Genomic DNA, 17,368 nt, shown 5'->3' with positions numbered 1-17,368 from the left:
AAAATACAAGAAATCTAAAGCCTCCTGAAAATGGTATATTGGTTAGAGCGTTAACGATTAGTTGTGAAGATGTTATTTTTATTTAACCACAACCACTTTATAATATTCGTTTGAGTGTGGAGATTCAATTTTAATTTTTTCACCATATAAACCATCGATTTCTTTATCCAGATAATCTGAAACTCCTGATGGTAAGCGTTTCATCTTAAGAATTTCACCAGATTGATCCGCATAGGCTAGGATGTGATAGTGGGTTGTAGCCATACCATCATCAATCAATACAAAGTAACCTGTTTTGAGCTTACCTTGCTCATTTTCTAAATAGTATAGTTTATTGTTATTGATTGTAAAGTGGGTAGCTCCAAGACGAAGTCGTGCACCTGAATTTTCTAAATAGACATCATTGCCAACTTTTTTAATCTCTGAATAGGTTGTCATTGCTGGGATATTAATCACACGATGTCCATTTTCATCAAAGTAGTAGCGATTTGGTAAGTTTTGGAAGTTCTGTACAACTGCCTTAGGATCAATTTCTTGTCCTTCTTCTTTATTATCCACTAAAGCTAAGGTAGTATTTGCAACCTCATCCCCATATTTGTTAGAGAACTTCTTGAACTCTGGTCTGATATACCAAGCATTTTTTTCAATAATAACATCGTCACCTTTAGCATTTAGCAAATATTCTTGCCCATCTCCAAGTTTGACAATATCATGAATACTGTATCCAGCATCTTTTCTATTTGCTAGATAGCCATCCTTACCAATGACATAACTTTCCCCATCACTGGCTGGAACAGCTCTATCTGCAACCATAGCACCTGATTTTTCAAAGTAAGACCATTTACCATCTATGAACACCCAACCTGTCATCATAGAACCACTAAAATGAAGATAGTACCATGTAGACCCTTCTTTGTACCAACCTGTACGCATGGCACCACTATTAGCTAGTGAGTACCATGTGTTGCCTTCCTTGTACCAGCCAGTGCGCATAGCACCACTATCTGCTAGAGAATACCATGTATCACCGTCTTTGAGCCAGCCTGTCTGCATTTTACCAGCGCTATCGAAGTGATACCATGACCCAGCATTTTGTACCCATTTATCCTTAGCTAGGCTGCCATCTTGAGAAAGATTCCAGTCAGCACCATTTTTAACCCAAGTATCTGCAGCCTGTGCTTGGTTGATAGACAAAAGCAGACCAGCACCTGCAAGCAAACCAAGAGTAAGTAATTTAGATTTTTTCATAGCCATTTCCTCCTTTATTGAATAGCTATAAGAGGGTTTCCCCTCTTTATTTAGCTATATTCTAATACTTTTCATTGTCAAAGTCAATAATATTGTGAAAAATTAGACAATATTACCAATATCTACGAATTGTATTTTGTTCCATTCCATATTGATTCATATAAGAAACATCTTGACCTCTATCTGGAGCATGAACTACCTTGCCACCACCAACATAAATACCCACATGTTGATTTGAACCTTGGTCGCCATTGTACAATATTAAATCTCCAGGAAGTTGTGAGCCATTACTTACATAACTTCCTCCTGTCGCTTGACCATAGGTTACTCTAGGAATACTAATATCAAACTTAGCATGAATAGCCATCGTAAATCCTGAGCAATCTACGCCACTATTCAAATCTGCCCCACCCCAAACATATGGGATTTTTCCTACAAATGTCTTTGCGTATTCACCAAGAGCTTGCCCACGATTTTCTACCCATACACCACTTTCTCTAAAGAAATATGGTGTACCATTCACACGTTGATAACCAGTGACCATAGCACCACTAGCAGATAAGTAGTAATAATTACCATCAGGTTGAATCCAAGTATTTTCTTTCATCCATCCTTGGTCATCAAAATAGTACCACTTGCCATCTAATTGTTCCCAATTTTTAGCATACCCACCTGAACCGTATTTAAACCACCATTTACCATTGGTTTGCATCCATGTTCCTTTCGGATCACGATATTGATTGAAAGCTTTCTTCTCTTGATTGCCCTCTGCTTGGGTTTCTTTATCTTCAAAACCAATCAATTTTACTTGATCAGCTTCTTCAGCTTTTATCTTGCCTTGATTAACTAATTGAGCAATCGCTTCTTTCTCACTTGCTGATGGAGAATCAGCATAGGCTACCGTAGTATTTGCTAGGAGAACGCCTCCTGCAAGAACTAACAAACTAGAATAAAGATATTTTTTCATCATAAAAATCCTTTCTTTTTCTCCTTTTTGGAGATTGATTTTTCTAATTTCATTATATCCCTTATTTCTCCTCAGATTTCTACTGTCCCTAGAAAGACTAAATCTGTTCCTAAACGGTCACTTATACTCAATGAAAATCAAAGAGCAAACTAGGAAGCTAGCCGCAGGTTGCTCAAAACACTGTTTTGAGGTGGCAGATAGAGCTGACATGGTTTGAAGAGATTTTCGAAGAGTATTAAGCCAAATAAAAAATTCCAAAGCAAATGCCTTGGAACTTCTTATCTTTATTTTGCTTGAATGATTTTAACCACATCTTCTACACTTTGCAGTTGGTCAATTTCCTCATCGCTGATTTCGATATTAAATTCATCTTCCAGCGTCAAGATAAACTCCATCAAGTCAACTGAGTCAGCATCCAAATCGTCTTTCAGACTCAAAGCTTCGGTCACTACAAAGTCCTCTCCCTGTCGCTCTTGGATAATGGTCACAATACGGTCAAAAATTTCTTTTTCTGTCATCTCTTTTATTCTCCTGAAAATTCACGCGCAGTCTGGGCAACTACGTCTGTTTCTAGCATGGTACGAATCTGGCGGATTGTACTATAAACAGCCTTGGCATCGCTTGAGCCATGAGTCTTGACAACTGGTGCCTTGACGCCAAACAAGACTGCTCCACCAACATCTGAATAGTTGAGCTGTTTTTTCAAACCTCTGAGGCTATCCTTGAGAAGGAGGGCACCTAGTTTCGCTCGAAGACCTCCACCTGTAATAGCGGTCTTTAGCAAACCCATGATTCCCATGGCTGTCCCTTCAATGGATTTGAGCACAGCGTTTCCCGTGAAACCATCTGCCACGACAACATCCGCAACGCCATTCATCAAATCACGCGCTTCCACGTTTCCGATAAAGTTTAAACTTTCATCAGCTGCTAGTAATTCATAAGTTTCCTTACGAAGCGGGTCGCCCTTACTACTCTCTGTTCCGTTGTTGAGCAAGCCAACGCGTGGTTGCGCAATGCCACGGACATTTTTAGCATAGAAGGAGCCTAGAATCGCGTATTGATGAAGGTGCTGGGCTGTATTTTCCGCATTAGCTCCGAGGTCTAGCATGTCAAAACCTTTCCCATCTACAGTCGGCAAAGTCGACATAAGCCCTGGTCTATCGATGTTCTTGATACGACCTACGATGAAGAATCCAGCCGCCAACAAAGCACCTGTATTCCCAGCCGAGAGAACAGCGTCTGCTTCACCTTCTTTGACAGCCTTGGCCGCCAAGACCATACTGGCATTTTTCTTCTTCCGAATAGCTCTCGTAGGTTCATCGTCTGAATCAATCTTTTCATCCGTATGGATTATGCTGACGCGCTCTGTCGCTGTCAGATATTGCTTGATTTTAGCTTCATCTCCATAGAGTTGAACCTCGATATCTGAAAAGTCAGCTAGAGCTTGATTGACACCCTCAACGATGGCTTGAGGTGCGTAATCGCCCCCCATGGCATCTACTGCGATTTTTTTCATTTCTTTTCCTCTTTTAGTAATTGTCCCCAGTCTGCTAGGGAATCAATAAATTTCTTTGATTTTAGGTGAATCCCAACGTACTCTTCATATAATTGATCCATAAATTGGCGTAGCTCTTGCTTGATTCCAGGCTTGAGCGAAATGGTCTCCAAAGTCTCAAAATCAATAGCTTGAAATTGATTGAGCAGATAGGGGATATTGGGATTGAGATGACAACGTCTCTTATCCTCATGATAATGCTCTGGACAGAGGCAGGCTCCATATTTGAAAGAAAAGTCAAAAGCCTGACCAACCCGATGGCAGAAGACACACTCATTAAAATTGAGGCTGATTCCAAATCGAGTCAAAATTTGAATTTCAAAAATATTGGTCAAAACCTGATAATCCAAGCCTGCTTCCATCAACTCCAAAGTCTTTTGCAAAAAAGCAAACAAGGGAGCATCCTGCTGATTGTCCTGCAAACTAGCATCTGCAAGAGCTGCCACATAGGTCGCATAGGCCATGACAAAGAGGTCACTATTAATCTTGGGAAAAGTCATGACCTCATGATAGTCTTCGATGTAACTGAGTCCGTCATCATTGATTCGCAAGAGAAATCGTGCCAGCACCAAGGGCTGAATAACAGGCGCCAGCTTAGACTGACCAGCGTGTTTGACAAAAAACATGCGTTTGCCAACCTGCTCTGTAAAAATTTTGACGAGCTTGTCATCCTCACGAAAATTGCGATTGTAAAGCACCAAGCCTTGACTCGTGATAGACTGAATCATGCTTCTCTCATGTACTCCTCAAGTCGTTTCATGGCTTCTTTGATAGTCTCCATGCTGGCTGCATAAGATAGGCGGACGTAGCCTTCCCCGTAACGTCCAAAGGCTGCACCAGGGATAAAGGCAACGGCCTTCTTCTGAGCAAAATCCTTCAGAAAAGCAAAGGAGTCTTGATTGTAGCCCGCTGGAATTTTAGCAAAAATATAGAAGGCACCGTCTGGTTTGATAATCTCAAAACCAAGAGCAGTCATTTTTTCGATGATATAGTCCCGACGCTGGATATATTCCTTCTTCATGGGCTCCGCATCATTTTTACCAGCCGTCAAGGCTTCTACCGCAGCATGTTGCGCCATGGTATTTGCGGCAGTGACCAAGTATTGGTGACTCTTGATTAACTGGGCTGTGAAGGCCGCAGGAGCGAAAATCAGCCCCAAACGCCAACCTGTCATGGCATGCGATTTAGACAAACCATTGATAATAATAGCCTGGTCTCTCAACATCGTTCCTAGAGACACATGGGCTTCGCCTGTGTAGGTCAATTCTGAGTAAACCTCATCACAGACAACAAAAATTTCGTACTTGCGTAAAACAGCTGCCAAGGCCTCTAACTGCTCTCGACTGTAGGTAATTCCTGTCGGATTGGCTGGATAGTTGAGAATAACCGCCTTGAGCTTATCACCCTGCTCCAAAATGGCCTTCTCCAACATCTCAGGAGTCAAGACAAAACCATTTTCAGTCGTATCAATCTCAACAATTTCTGCCCCAACTAAGTTAACAATCGGTTCATAGCCTGGATAAGCAGGAGCTGGCAAAAGTACCTTGTCTCCCTCTTCCAAAATAGCCGTCAAAGTCGCAGATAAAGCCTCTGTCGCCCCAATTGTAACCAAGATTTCATTTTCAGGAGCATAGTCCAGTTGGTACTTTTCCTTAACAAAGTCACTAGCTGCCTGACGTAGAGTCAGCAGACCACTCATCCCTGTATAGTAGGATTGGTTCTGATCAATCGCTCGCTTGGCCGCCTCCTTGACATGGTCTGGCGTTGTAAAATCAGGTTCCCCCAAGGTCAAACGCAAGACCCCAGGAATCTCCGAAATAGCCTGGTCAAACTGACGAATCAACGAAACTTGAATTTTATCTAACTGTTTATTAAAGCGCTTAGTTAAGTCCATAGATACCTCCTACTTTCAAAACGTATCTCTATTATACTACAAAAGCCCCCCGACCGCAAAAATACATTAGAGAATAGCTTTCCACTTTCTATTTTACTTTTCCTGTTTATAGGTCTATAATGGTAATAGATTTTATTTGGAGGTTTTTATGTCATTTCTATCAAAAAATGGAGCAGGTATCTTGGCCTGCCTTCTCATTTCTATCGTATCTTGGTACTTAGGAGGATTCTTCCCTGTGATTGGCGCGCCCGTTTTTGCCATTTTCATAGGCATGCTCCTACATCCCTTTCTCTCGTCCTATAAACAACTGGATGCTGGTTTGACCTTTAGTTCCAAGAAGTTGCTCCAATATGCCGTTGTCTTGCTTGGTTTTGGTCTCAATATCTCGCAGGTCTTCGCAGTTGGCCAATCTTCACTCCCTGTCATCCTGTCCACTATCTCAATAGCTCTGATTATTGCCTACCTCTTCCAGCGTTTCTTTGCCCTGGATACAAAACTGGCTACCTTGGTTGGAGTAGGTTCTTCTATCTGTGGGGGTTCTGCCATTGCAGCGACAGCGCCCGTTATTGATGCTAAGGAAAAGGAAGTAGCCCAAGCCATTTCCGTTATCTTTTTCTTCAATGTCTTGGCTGCGCTCATCTTTCCAACCCTCGGCACCTGGCTTCATCTATCCAATGAAGGCTTCGCCCTCTTTGCAGGGACTGCGGTCAACGACACTTCCTCTGTAACGGCTGCCGCCAGCGCTTGGGACAGTCTTTACCAAAGCAATACCCTCGAGTCTGCAACCATTGTTAAACTCACACGTACTTTGGCCATTATCCCTATCACGCTCTTTCTATCCTACTGGCAAAGTCGCCAACAAGAAAACAAGCAAAGCCTGCAACTGAAAAAAGTCTTCCCACTTTTTATCCTTTACTTTATCCTTGCCTCTCTCCTCACTACACTACTCACCTCTCTAGGTGTGTCCAGTAGTTTCTTTACTCCTCTCAAAGAACTCTCTAAATTCCTTATTGTCATGGCCATGAGTGCTATCGGTCTCAAAACCAATCTGGTCGCTATGGTCAAATCCAGTGGAAAATCCATTCTTCTTGGAGCCATCTGCTGGATTGCCATCATCCTCACCACTCTTGGTATGCAGACCCTTATCGGCATTTTCTAATACTCTTCGAAAATCTCTTCAAACCACGTCAACGTCGCCTTGCCGTAGGTATATGTTACTGACTTCGTCAGTTCTATCTGCAACCTCAAAACGGTGTTTGAGCTGACTTCGTCAGTTCTATCTGCAACCTCAAAACGGTGTTTTGAGCTGACTTCGTCAGTCGTATCTACAACCTCAAAACAGTGTTTTGAGCAACCCGCAGCTAGTTTCCTAGTTTGCTCTTTGATTTTCATTGAGTATAACACAAAAGGTAGCCCATCAGCTACCTTTTTCTTATGCTTCCTCAATCAAGCGAGTATGTTCTCTCTTGATACAGCGATTCATCACGATATCATCACATCCACCATCACGCAAAATCTCTTTCGCTTCTAAACTTTCAAGTCCTAGCTGTGCCCAAAAAATCTTGGCATCAGCCTTGAGAAAATCACGCGCCACATCTGGCAAAAACTCACTGCGACGGTAAACATTGACAATATCTACAGGAAAAGGAATCTCTGCTAGACTAGCATAAGCCTTTTCACCCAAGATTTCACCACCTGCCGCTTTGGGATTGACTGGGATGATTTTATAACCCCGAGCCTGCATTTCCTTGGTCACTCGATTGCTAGTTGTTTCTTCACGGTCTGACAAGCCCACCACAGCAAGGGTTTTACTCGTTGCGAGATACTGACGAATCACGCCATCACTTGGATTGATAAATTCTTGACTCATAGAAATCCTCCTTTTTCATCAGTATAGCACAATTTGAAAAGGCTTGCATAATTCTACTACAAAAAAGGAGGACTAGCCCCCTTTTTATTTAGCCTCGTACCAGGTCGCCCCTTCATTTTCATCTGCGATGAGGGGAACACTGAGTTGAATGGCTTCTTCCATGGTTTGTTTGACTAATTTTTTCATCTCTGCCAGCTCCGATTTAGGAACTTCAAGGACGATTTCATCGTGCACTTGCAGAAGCATCTTAGTCTGATAAGCACCTGCAACCAAAGCTTTATCCAGCTGAATCATAGCAATCTTGAGAATATCTGCCGCCGAACCCTGAATAGGAGAGTTGATAGCAGTCCGCTCTGCAAAACCACGAATATTAAAGTTGCGCGAATTGATATCTGGCAACTCACGACGACGCTTGAAAAGTGTCTCCACATAGCCCTTATCACGCGCCTCACGCACCACTTCATCCATGTAATTTTTAATACCTGGGAAGCGTTCAAAGTAGGTATCAATGTAGGCTTTGGCCTCCTTACGGCTGATGCCCAGATTATTAGACAAGCCAAAGTCTGAAATTCCATAAACCACTCCAAAATTAACCGCCTTGGCATTGCGACGGTCGTTTGCAGTCACATCCTCAGGACGCTCAATGCCAAAGACCCGCATGGCTGTCGAGGTATGGATGTCCGCTCCCTCTTGGAAGGCCTTAATCAAGTGCTCATCCTTAGAAATATGCGCCAAAACGCGCAATTCAATCTGTGAATAGTCCGAGCTGAGCAATACACTATCCTCCCACTCAGGCACAAAAGCCTTACGAATGAGACGACCCTGCTCCAAACGGGCAGGAATATTTTGCAGGTTTGGATCCACACTAGACAGACGACCTGTTTGGGTCAAATCCTGCACATAACGAGTATGAATCTTGCCATCATCCAAAATCCAGTCCTGCAAGCCAATTACATAAGTCGATTGAATCTTAGCAATTTGACGGTAGTCTAGGATTTTCTTAACAATCGGAGCAATAGGAGCCAAGCGTTCCAAGACATCCACCGCTGTCGAATAACCTGTCTTGGTTTTTTTAGTGTATTCTAAAGGAAGTCCCAATTTTTCAAAGAGAAGCACGCCCAACTGCTTAGGCGAGTTGATATTAAACTCCTCACCAGCCAACTCGTAAATCTCTTGAGTCAGTTTTTCAATGACAAGCTCATTTTCAGCCTGCATCTCACACAAAGTCTCTTTCTTGACCCTAATTCCAGCTATTTCCATCTTGGCAAGGACAAAAGCCAGAGGTTGCTCCATCTCATAAAGAAGCTCTAATTGCCCATTTTCGCTGAGTTTTTCAAGCAAAATAGGCTCTGTTTCAACCAAAACAGCAAGTTTACAAGCTAAGTGTTCCAAGAATTTCTCACGTTCAGGAATGGCCTTTTTAACACCCTTACCGTAGAAAGTTTCATCATCAACCAAGTAAGTCTGACCATAAAGACTAGCGATGGTCGCAATTTCATTGTCCTCCACAGTCGAAAGGAGGTATTTAGCCAAACGGATGTCAAAAGCAGGCGCCTGCAAATCCACACCCAAACGTTGCAAAAGAACTTTAACCTTCTTAAAGTCATAAACTCTCAGAGATGTTTTTTCTAAGAAATCCTTGAAAATCGGGTCTTGCAACAGCTCAATCTTGTCTGTGGCATAGAGCTTATCCCCACAAGACCAGGCAAATCCAACCAAATTATCCGTATGGTAATTCTCACCAAAAAGCTCAAAGTGGAAGATAGACTCTTCACTCAGCATATCTTGACTGATTTGGTCAACAATAGTAAAATCCAAACTCTCAGACACATCAGCTGACGACACATTTAAAGCCTGCTTGAGCTGTTTGAAGCCCATCTCATCGTAGAATTTTCCAAGATTTTCAACATCTGGACCACTATAGACCAAGTCCTCTAAACCAATCGCAATCGGTGCCTTGGTATCAATGGTCGCTAGTGTTTTAGACAAAAAGGCCTGTTCCTTATCATTAATGAGATTTTCCTTCATCTTAGAAGCCTTCATCCCATCGATATTTTCATAAATCCCCTCAAGCGAACCATACTCCAGCAAGAGTTTGATACCCGTCTTTTCACCAATTTTGGTCACCCCAGGGATATTATCCGACTTATCACCCATGAGCGCCTTGAGATCGATAAACTGAGTCGGTGTGATGCCCATCTTTTCCATGAGATAATCTGGCGTAAAGGCCTCAAACTCAGCCACACCTTTCTTGGAAATTTCAACCACCGTATGCTCATCCGTCAGCTGAATCAAATCCTTGTCCCCACTGACAATGGTAATATCAAAACCATCCTGCTCTGCTAGTTTATCCAGTGTCCCAATGATGTCATCCGCCTCATACTGAGCCAACTCATAGTGACGAATCCCCATATGATCCAGCAACTCACGAATAAAAGGAAATTGCTCACGAAACTCATCCGGAGTCTTAGCCCGACCACCCTTATAGTCCGCATACATCTCTGTACGGAAAGTCGTCTTTCCCGCATCAAAGGCTACTAAAATATGACTAGGCTCCACCCGCTCCAACAAATGGCTCAACATCAACTGGAAACCATAAATCGCATTGGTATGCAAACCAGCAGCATTCTTAAAACGGTCCAACTGCTGATAGAGCGCAAAAAACGCCCGAAAAGCAACAGAAGACCCATCAATCAATAATAATTTTTTCTTATCCATACACCCATTATAAAGGAAAGCACCAAAAAATACCATTGGAAAGAGCCAGAGCAAGTATTTTTCATACTTTTTCCCGAATAAATAGATAGAAGCATTGAAACTAGTAAACTTAGATTTAAAAATGTGCTATAATGAAAGACAAACTATAAGAAAAGTCAATAGTTTATCTAAAATATTTCTTATTTCAATTTGATGATTTAGCGATGATTTTAGAGCACGGCAAAAATCCCTTGAAAAAGTCCATTTTTTTCAAAGGTAATCTTGTGTTAATTTCAGAAATTACATCACTTTTTGTTCGTCAAATGGTAGCTCTTTTTTAGGAGATAAAACATGGTTCGGATAAGTTTTTTTGCAAGGTGGATGATGGCTACATTGTAATGTTTTCCTTGTTCTAACTTAGTCTTAAACTAGGCCTTAAAAGCAGGTGAAAAGCGATTGCATGCTTTGCCAGCTGATGAACGACTACAGAAACGTCAAGAAGAGCTCCACCCCCTAATGGAAGATTTCTTTGCTTGGTGTCGATGTCAGTCAGTTTTAGCAGGTTCAAAACTAGGAAGGGCTATTGAATACAGCCTCAAGTATGAAGAAACCTTTAAGACCATTTTGAAAGACGGACGTCTGATCCTTTCCAATAATCTAGCTGAACGCGCCATTAAATCATTGGTTATGGGACGGAGTAAAAGAGTCCAGTGGACTCTTTTAGCCTAAGCTAAATTTTAAAAAGCGAGGGTGGTTATTTTCTCAAAGTTTTGAAGGAGCTAAAGCAAGAGCTATTACTATGAGCTTGTTGGAAACAGCTAAACGTCATCAATTACATAGCAAGAAATAGCTATCCTATCTTCTAGAATGTCTTCCGAACGAGGAAACTCTCGTAAACAAAGAGGTTTTAGAGACTTATTTACCATGGGCTAAAGTTGTACAAGAAAAGTGCAAATAAGAAATCTACAGATTAGGAACTATCCGTGAGTTCTCTAGGCTGGAGATTTTTCAATATACTTCGTTATTAGGCGGTTACGACTGAAATATCGTCTTGTTCACTTTTTATTTTCTTCTAACCAATAGACGGAGTTGCAAGGAAAATGCCAAAAACTCTACCCCTATAGCTAACAAAGAGCAAAAAAACTAGGAGAGAACTCTCCTAGTTTTAAATTATCTTGGATTATTTAACCCACTCACCGTTGTGGTTTACTTTGTAACCATCTACAGTTGTATTAACTGCAAGAGCTCCTGACGCGTATGAGTAGTACCATTTACCACCAACTTGATACCAACCAGTTGCCATTGCACCTGATGATTTCAAGTAGTACCAAGTACCGTTATCTTTAACCCAACCAGTTGCCATTGAACCGTTGTCGTTTAGGTAGTACCAAGTACCATTGTCTTTAACCCAACCAGTTGCCATCCAACCAGCTTGGTCGAAATAGTACCAAGTTCCGTTGATTTTTTCCCAACCATTAGTTGTGTAAGAACCATCAGCGTGTTTGTACCACCAGCGAGAACCTGATTGAACCCATGCTGCTTGAGCAGCTGGTTTTTCAGCAGAAGCTACTAATTGAGGAGTTTTCAAAAGGGTTGCTTTACCATTTTGTACTCGAACTGTTAATTTATATGTTCCACGTTTAGTTTTAACTTCAACAGTACTATTAGCTGATTTTTCATACTTAATCTCAACTGCTTTACCATCAAGTTTCAGTTCATTACCTTCTTTATCATAAACCTTAACATATCTATCGGTAACAACTCTTTGTTTATTAGATTGTTGAGATTGTTGAGATGCAAGGTGAGACTTAATATCATCAATAGTCAAATCACCATTTTCAGTAGTATTAACTTTACCACTTGCTTCTTCTCCACGTTTAGCTGCTGCTTCTGCTGCTTCTGCTGCTTCTTTAAAGAGTTTAGAAACTTCTGCACTTGGTTCTGTTCTCTCATCAGCTGCAGGTTTAGCATTTGGCAATGTTTGAACATTAGCCTCACTAAAAGTTGCTGTATCAGCTGAAACAGCTTGTACAGCACCAAATGCTGCAAGAGCGACTGCGCTTGTCAATAAAACTTTTTTCATCGTTTTATCTCCTTTGTTTTTCTTTAAAATATTTTTTCGTAAGACTACCTTACTACCATAGATTATATAAATATTTGCAGGATTTGTCAAGAGTTTTCTTCGAGTTTTTAAACTTTTTACCTATTTTTTCAAAAAAGCCAAATTTCAAGTTCAAGTTAGCCATGAAGAAGTCTTCTCTGGGTGATTTGTAGTTCAAGCATTTTTTAGGATAGTTATTAATCCAATTTTAGATGAATGCGACTTCTTTGGGAGTCGTTTTCTTAGTTCCCTTAGGTAACCATCTCCGAATGAGCCTGTTGTGATTCTCATCAGTTCCCCTTTTCCCAAGAGGCATAGGGGTGCGCATAATAGATATGTTCCTCAGAAAATACATCAGACAAGCGGTTAAATTCTGTACCATTATCTGCCGTGATGGACAGAATCTTGTCTTGTTTTAAGATGAGTTTTAAAGCCTGATTGACCGATTCAGCGCTTTTATTATGCCATATGGCATTGTCCATAACGAGTAAAAGATAATCATCTGAATAAGCTTGTGAAAGCTCTTCTAAAAAGGCGTTCATCCACTCAGTATGACATCCACCAGCGATTAAGAAAAATGATTCGCCTGTATGGGCATCAACAGCTCCATAACAATAGCAAAATTCTCGTATATAGTGACTATGGACATGTGAACCTACTCCCATTGGAGCCCAACAAGATCCCAGTTTACTGATTCTACCGAAACCAGCCTCATCTTGGTACATCAAGCGAACCTTACGAAAATGCCTACTGGTTTTAAAGCGCTTTCTTGTCTTCTTGAATTGAGATTTTATTTTTAGACGCGACAATGGTTTGAACGTCTGCTTTCTTGGGATGTTCTGGACGTGGCCTAATATTTCGCCAACCATGGCGCTTCAAGAGTTGATAAAAGTCATCACGTGTGTAGGAAGAACCTAACTCCTTTGTATAAGCCTGAAATAAGGCATCAATTGTAACAAATTCTCCTGCCTCTGCAGCCTTCAAATGACGGGCAAGAAAGGCTTTCTCTTCCTCAACTGTCATATATGCGTGGTTACGACCACCACGTGTTTCTTGAAGGAGAGAGTCGAGTCCGAACTCCTCATATTTTTTTACAGTTGGCCAAATCGTTGTTTGATTACAGCCTAAAAGCTCTATAATCTCTTTATAAGATTTACCCATCAGACGAAATAGAACGGTTTGAAGGCGTTTATGATATTTAGCTGTACTAGAGTCTTTTAAAAGTGTTTTGATAGCTTGGATTTCTTCTTTAGTTGATTTCATATTACTATTATATAATGCTTTTTTATTTTAGTCTAGTATTAATCCCAATTTTCCATTATGAATACAATAGTAAATGGTTGAAATTCCCACGTTAACCCCTTTAGCCATAACCATCATTTCAGGAGAAAACTTTTGATTATGATAGTGGAGAATCTTTTCCTTTAGTTCTTTGGTTAAGCTTGATTTCTTGACCGAGCGCCTGCGATTGTTTTCATAAGACTGTTGAGCATAGTCGGTAGAATAAACCTCTTTGAAGCGCCCTTTTCCAAGACATTGTCAGACTGTCTCACGCTTGATTTCAGTGTGGATAGTTTGAGGAGCTTTTCCAAGCAAAGAGGCAATTTCTCTATTTGATTTTCCTTCTTTTGTTTGGCTTTTGTAGTATAATTGTCTTGCATCTCTGTGCCTTTCTTGTGTTTGTGGTTGAACAACAAGTATAACACAGAGGTGTTTTCTTATGCCTAGAAGAGCTTTCATTTTTTTCAAAAAAGGTTGAAAAAACACCTTTGTGAGATGAAATACCCTTCAAATACCGTATCTCCCAAGTGAAAATCTCACAAATTTCTTAAACTTTGAGTCAAACTTCACATATCTAATCCATATCGATAGTTGGACAGAACTCACTTCTATGGTATTATCCTATCCCCCCTTCCAAATGTCAAGCAAAAATGACAAGTATTTTAGAAATAACTCGCCATTTCATTAACTTTCTACTATATTAAAAAAATGTGACCTCATAGCAAGGACTCAAACTCAGCGACGCTCATACCCAGCTGATGGCTGGCAACCTCGGAAGTCAGAAGTCCTTGGCGAACCATATCCAGAAAGGCAAAAAGTTTCCCACGTTCCAAGCCTTCTTCTCGCCCTTGTTCAATCCCTTCAGCTCGTCCACGTTCAAGACCACGCTCCAGTCCCTGTTCAAGCCCCTCTGCACGACCTCTCTCCAACCCTTTTTCTTCAGCTTGTTCCAAGTCATAGTCCTGTGCTAATAAGGCTTGTTCTTCTCGCATACGTAGTTGACTAAACATCTCCCTGTCCTCCTCGGACCAGCTCTTGTAGTCCAGCAGTTGGTCTGCTTGGCTGATGGCTCGTTCGGGGTCTTGAGTAAAGGGCTTGTTGCCGAAAAACTCCAACCATGGCTTGCGAACCTCGTCTTTGCTGGTTTCTCTGTATTTTTTTAATTCCAAGAACGCCATCTTGACCAGATGATGTTCCTGACCGTTATTTATGATAGTTAAAACCTCACTTGTCGTATCCTCTCGCATACTAAAACTGTGAAAAGCCAAGTCATCTGAAAAGTAATTGCTGTCCACGATTGCGATTGCATAAACGGGTGCGATGTGTTTATAACTCTGGTGAGTATCACCTTCTCGTTGACGAATTTTTTCAAGATTTTGATTGACCTGACTGCAAAGGTAAGCCCATAAACGATTGATGAAAAAATTCTGATGATGAACCTGAATTTCGATGATAACTTGCGTACCATTATCCAACTCCGCCAAAACATCTATACTGGTATAGAAATCTTGCGCCGAATAGGGCATGGAAGGCAAGACATGAATATTACTTCCCTCCAAATTGGTCACATTTTTTGCTGGTAAATCCAGCATATCGCGAATAAATTGACAAGTGATTTCCGGATTGCTAAAAATCTTCTTAGCAACCAAATCATTGGTCGGGCTAATGCCCGGATGTCTGAGAATCATTCTTTCTCTCCTTTCATTATAGCACATTTTTAAATCTAGGTTTGCTAGATTCACTGCTTCTATCTATAGTAAAATGAACCAAAAACAGTACACAATGTTGTATAATCTTCTTATGGCATATTCAATAGATTTTCGTAAAAAAGTTCTCGGCTATTGTGAGCGAACAGGTAGTATAACAAAAGCATCACAGGTTTTCCAAATCTCACGTAATACCATTTATGGCTGGTTAAGGCTAAAAGAGGGAACAGAAGAGCTAAACCATCAAGTAAAAGGAACAAAACCAAGAAAAGTTGATAGAGATAGACTTAAAAACTATCTTACTGACAATCCAGACGCTTATTTGACTGAAATAGCTTCTGAATTTGGCTGTCATCCAACTACTATCCACTATGCGCTCAAATTTATGGGGTACACTCGAAAAAAAGAACCACACCTACTATGAACAAGACCCAGAAAAAATAGCCTTATTTCTTAAGAATTTTAATAGTTTAAAGCACTTAGCACCTGTTTATATTGATGAAACAGGATTCGATACTTACTTTTATCGAGAATATGGTCGCTCATCAAAAGGTCAGTTAATAGGAGGTAAAGTCTCTGGAAGAAGATATCAGGGGATTTCTTTGGTTGCAGGGCTAACAAATGGTGAGTTAATCGCTCCAATAACTTACCAAGAAACAATGACGAGCGACTTTTTTGAAGCTTGGTTTCAGAAATTTCTCTTACCGACATTAAATACACCCTCAGTTATTATTATGGATAATGCAAGATTCCAATAGAATAGCTAGGATAGAATTCTTGTGTGAAGAGTTTGGGCATAAACTTTTACCCCTTCCTCCCTACTCACCTGAGTACAATCCTATTGAGAAGACATGGGCTCATATCAAAAAGCATCTCAAAAAGGTATTACCAAGTTGCAATACCTTTTACGAGGCTCTTTTGTCTTGTTCTTGTTTCAATTGACTATATTTATTCGGAAAAAAGACGAAAAAACCTGAGAACCATCTCAGGCTTGGTCATTAAATTTTTTTCTCAATACCGAAAAGTGGAGAAAGTGGTCGTTTTTCATGAATACGTACGATAGCATCCCCTAGAAGATGAGCGATTGAAATTTGCTCAATCTTATCAATCAAACGCTCTTCTGGCAGATAGATGGTATCCAAAACAACCAATTTCTTAATAGCTGAATTTTGGATATTGTCCATAGCAGGACCAGAAAGCACTGGGTGCGTACAGCTTGCATAGACTTCAACAGCACCAGCTTCCGCAAGAGCATCTGCCGCATGACAAATCGTTCCAGCCGTATCAATCATATCATCAATCAAGATACAAGTCTTGCCTTCGACCTTACCGATGATGTTCATGACTTCACTAGTATTCATCTTATCAACGCTACGACGTTTATCAATGATAGCGATAGATGTTTTCAAAAATTCTGCCAACTTACGAGCACGAGTCACCCCTCCATGGTCTGGGCTGACAACCACATAGTCCGAACCAACCATGCCACGACGCTCAAAATAATCCGCAATCAGAGGAGCTCCCATCAAATGATCCACAGGAATATCAAAGAATCCTTGAATCTGCGCAGCATGCAAGTCGATGGTCAATAAACGATCCACTCCAGCTACTTCAAGCATATTTGCGACAAGTTTTGAAGTGATTGGCTCACGCGCTCTCGCCTTTCTATCCTGACGTGCATACCCATAGTAAGGCATGACAACATTGACAGATTCTGCACTCGCACGCTTCAAAGCATCCACCATAATCAAAATTTCAAGCAGATTGTCATTTACAGGCGAGCTAGTTGATTGTAGGATAAAGACGTGTTTCCCTCGGATTGATTCTTCGATGTTGACCTGAATCTCTCCATCTGAAAATTGGCGAACACTTGATTTCCCCAACTCTATCCCAATCTCCTGCGCCACACGTTCTGCCAATTCTTTATTAGAAGAAAGGGCAAACAGCTTTAAATCAGAAAAAGACATGATTTCCTCCGGTATATATGTATCGCTTGTGCTTTTCACAAGATTTTCCATCTACCATTGTAGCGCTTTTTGCACTATTTTT

Annotated in this window: 13 protein-coding genes and 4 pseudogenes; 3 read left to right on the top strand and 14 right to left on the bottom strand. The window is 40.9% G+C overall.

The features are described 5' to 3' along the window. Positions 1-78: 78 nt before the first annotated feature. From SPPN_RS00555 to SPPN_RS00530, 6 genes are all read right to left on the bottom strand, one after another. On the bottom strand, positions 79-1,248 hold the full coding sequence (locus SPPN_RS00555) for a PspC-like choline-binding domain-containing protein (RefSeq protein ID WP_000748695.1): 1,170 nt from the start codon (positions 1,246-1,248) through the stop codon (positions 79-81). A 112-nt stretch (positions 1,249-1,360) separates the two neighbouring features. Then, positions 1,361-2,218: a C40 family peptidase gene (locus tag SPPN_RS00550; RefSeq protein WP_000976808.1), complete on the bottom strand. Its 858-nt coding sequence runs from the start codon at positions 2,216-2,218 to the stop codon at positions 1,361-1,363. 281 nt (positions 2,219-2,499) lie between these two features. Continuing rightward, a complete protein-coding gene (locus SPPN_RS00545; RefSeq protein WP_000136437.1) occupies positions 2,500-2,733 on the bottom strand; it encodes an acyl carrier protein in 234 nt (77 codons plus the stop codon). 5 nt (positions 2,734-2,738) lie between these two features. Continuing rightward, entirely contained in the window at positions 2,739-3,731 is a 993-nt protein-coding gene (plsX, locus tag SPPN_RS00540; protein ID WP_000717438.1) for a phosphate acyltransferase PlsX, read from the bottom strand. Beyond that, positions 3,728-4,498, bottom strand: coding sequence for a DNA repair protein RecO (gene recO, locus SPPN_RS00535; protein WP_000616164.1), 771 nt, complete (start codon positions 4,496-4,498; stop codon positions 3,728-3,730). The genes plsX and recO overlap by 4 nt, the downstream gene beginning before the upstream one ends. Then, positions 4,495-5,664 (bottom strand): pyridoxal phosphate-dependent aminotransferase, encoded by a 1,170-nt coding sequence (locus SPPN_RS00530; protein ID WP_000366342.1) that lies wholly within the window; start codon positions 5,662-5,664, stop codon positions 4,495-4,497. The genes recO and SPPN_RS00530 overlap by 4 nt, the downstream gene beginning before the upstream one ends. Before the next feature lie 148 nt (positions 5,665-5,812). Between SPPN_RS00530 and SPPN_RS00525 the strand changes: the two genes are divergently transcribed. Next, complete coding sequence (locus SPPN_RS00525) at positions 5,813-6,823, top strand: YeiH family protein (RefSeq protein WP_000009157.1); 1,011 nt, start codon at positions 5,813-5,815, stop codon at positions 6,821-6,823. Here SPPN_RS00525 and SPPN_RS13655 read toward each other — a convergent pair. From SPPN_RS13655 to polA, 3 genes are all read right to left on the bottom strand, one after another. Next, entirely contained in the window at positions 6,820-7,056 is a 237-nt protein-coding gene (locus SPPN_RS13655) for a hypothetical protein (protein WP_014017176.1), read from the bottom strand. The two genes, SPPN_RS00525 and SPPN_RS13655, sit on opposite strands and share 4 nt — an antisense overlap. A gap of 40 nt (positions 7,057-7,096) precedes the next feature. Further along, the gene (locus SPPN_RS00515; protein ID WP_000076479.1) at positions 7,097-7,534 is read right to left on the bottom strand and encodes a CoA-binding protein; all 438 of its coding nucleotides are present in this window, start codon (positions 7,532-7,534) and stop codon (positions 7,097-7,099) included. Positions 7,535-7,618: 84 nt separating this feature from the next. Further along, entirely contained in the window at positions 7,619-10,252 is a 2,634-nt protein-coding gene (polA, locus tag SPPN_RS00510) for a DNA polymerase I (RefSeq protein WP_014017175.1), read from the bottom strand. 441 nt (positions 10,253-10,693) lie between these two features. Here polA and SPPN_RS14260 point away from each other — a divergent pair. Next, positions 10,694-11,189, top strand: a pseudogene (locus SPPN_RS14260) (IS66 family transposase); the annotation flags it as partial. 222 nt (positions 11,190-11,411) lie between these two features. Here SPPN_RS14260 and SPPN_RS00500 read toward each other — a convergent pair. The 4 genes and pseudogenes from SPPN_RS00500 to SPPN_RS00475 all read right to left on the bottom strand — a co-directional run bounded on the left by SPPN_RS00500 (position 11,412) and on the right by SPPN_RS00475 (position 15,301). Then, a complete protein-coding gene (locus SPPN_RS00500; protein ID WP_000757033.1) occupies positions 11,412-12,314 on the bottom strand; it encodes an N-acetylmuramoyl-L-alanine amidase family protein in 903 nt (300 codons plus the stop codon). A 52-nt stretch (positions 12,315-12,366) separates the two neighbouring features. Further along, positions 12,367-13,595, bottom strand: a pseudogene (locus tag SPPN_RS11505) (IS630 family transposase). Positions 13,596-13,634: 39 nt separating this feature from the next. After that, a pseudogene (locus tag SPPN_RS11500) lies at positions 13,635-13,993 on the bottom strand (helix-turn-helix domain-containing protein); the annotation flags it as partial. A 336-nt stretch (positions 13,994-14,329) separates the two neighbouring features. Further along, positions 14,330-15,301 (bottom strand): Rpn family recombination-promoting nuclease/putative transposase, encoded by a 972-nt coding sequence (locus SPPN_RS00475; RefSeq protein WP_000603351.1) that lies wholly within the window; start codon positions 15,299-15,301, stop codon positions 14,330-14,332. A gap of 112 nt (positions 15,302-15,413) precedes the next feature. Here SPPN_RS00475 and SPPN_RS11490 point away from each other — a divergent pair. Continuing rightward, positions 15,414-16,261 (top strand): annotated as a pseudogene (locus SPPN_RS11490) (IS630 family transposase). A gap of 56 nt (positions 16,262-16,317) precedes the next feature. On the opposite strand, the gene SPPN_RS00455 reads toward SPPN_RS11490, so the two are convergent. Beyond that, positions 16,318-17,286 (bottom strand): ribose-phosphate diphosphokinase, encoded by a 969-nt coding sequence (locus SPPN_RS00455; RefSeq protein WP_000010159.1) that lies wholly within the window; start codon positions 17,284-17,286, stop codon positions 16,318-16,320. Positions 17,287-17,368: the final 82 nt, after the last annotated feature.

The sequence above is a fragment of the Streptococcus pseudopneumoniae IS7493 genome (assembly GCF_000221985.1).
Classification (GTDB): domain Bacteria; phylum Bacillota; class Bacilli; order Lactobacillales; family Streptococcaceae; genus Streptococcus; species Streptococcus pseudopneumoniae.
The sequence above is the reverse complement of the archived record's forward strand: the minus strand, read 5'-3'. Positions and strand labels throughout refer to the sequence as shown.

What these genes read in the sequence shown, in the direction of transcription:
- SPPN_RS00555 (WP_000748695.1), bottom strand. Translation starts at nt 1,248, where the DNA reads ATGAAAAAATCTAAATTACTTACTCTTGGTTTGCTTGCAGGTGCTGGT.
- SPPN_RS00550 (WP_000976808.1), bottom strand. Translation starts at nt 2,218, where the DNA reads ATGATGAAAAAATATCTTTATTCTAGTTTGTTAGTTCTTGCAGGAGGC.
- SPPN_RS00545 (WP_000136437.1), bottom strand. Translation starts at nt 2,733, where the DNA reads ATGACAGAAAAAGAAATTTTTGACCGTATTGTGACCATTATCCAAGAG.
- plsX (WP_000717438.1), bottom strand. Translation starts at nt 3,731, where the DNA reads ATGAAAAAAATCGCAGTAGATGCCATGGGGGGCGATTACGCACCTCAA.
- recO (WP_000616164.1), bottom strand. Translation starts at nt 4,498, where the DNA reads ATGATTCAGTCTATCACGAGTCAAGGCTTGGTGCTTTACAATCGCAAT.
- SPPN_RS00530 (WP_000366342.1), bottom strand. Translation starts at nt 5,664, where the DNA reads ATGGACTTAACTAAGCGCTTTAATAAACAGTTAGATAAAATTCAAGTT.
- SPPN_RS00525 (WP_000009157.1), top strand. Translation starts at nt 5,813, where the DNA reads ATGTCATTTCTATCAAAAAATGGAGCAGGTATCTTGGCCTGCCTTCTC.
- SPPN_RS13655 (WP_014017176.1), bottom strand. Translation starts at nt 7,056, where the DNA reads ATGAAAATCAAAGAGCAAACTAGGAAACTAGCTGCGGGTTGCTCAAAA.
- SPPN_RS00515 (WP_000076479.1), bottom strand. Translation starts at nt 7,534, where the DNA reads ATGAGTCAAGAATTTATCAATCCAAGTGATGGCGTGATTCGTCAGTAT.
- polA (WP_014017175.1), bottom strand. Translation starts at nt 10,252, where the DNA reads ATGGATAAGAAAAAATTATTATTGATTGATGGGTCTTCTGTTGCTTTT.
- SPPN_RS00500 (WP_000757033.1), bottom strand. Translation starts at nt 12,314, where the DNA reads ATGAAAAAAGTTTTATTGACAAGCGCAGTCGCTCTTGCAGCATTTGGT.
- SPPN_RS00475 (WP_000603351.1), bottom strand. Translation starts at nt 15,301, where the DNA reads ATGATTCTCAGACATCCGGGCATTAGCCCGACCAATGATTTGGTTGCT.
- SPPN_RS00455 (WP_000010159.1), bottom strand. Translation starts at nt 17,286, where the DNA reads ATGTCTTTTTCTGATTTAAAGCTGTTTGCCCTTTCTTCTAATAAAGAA.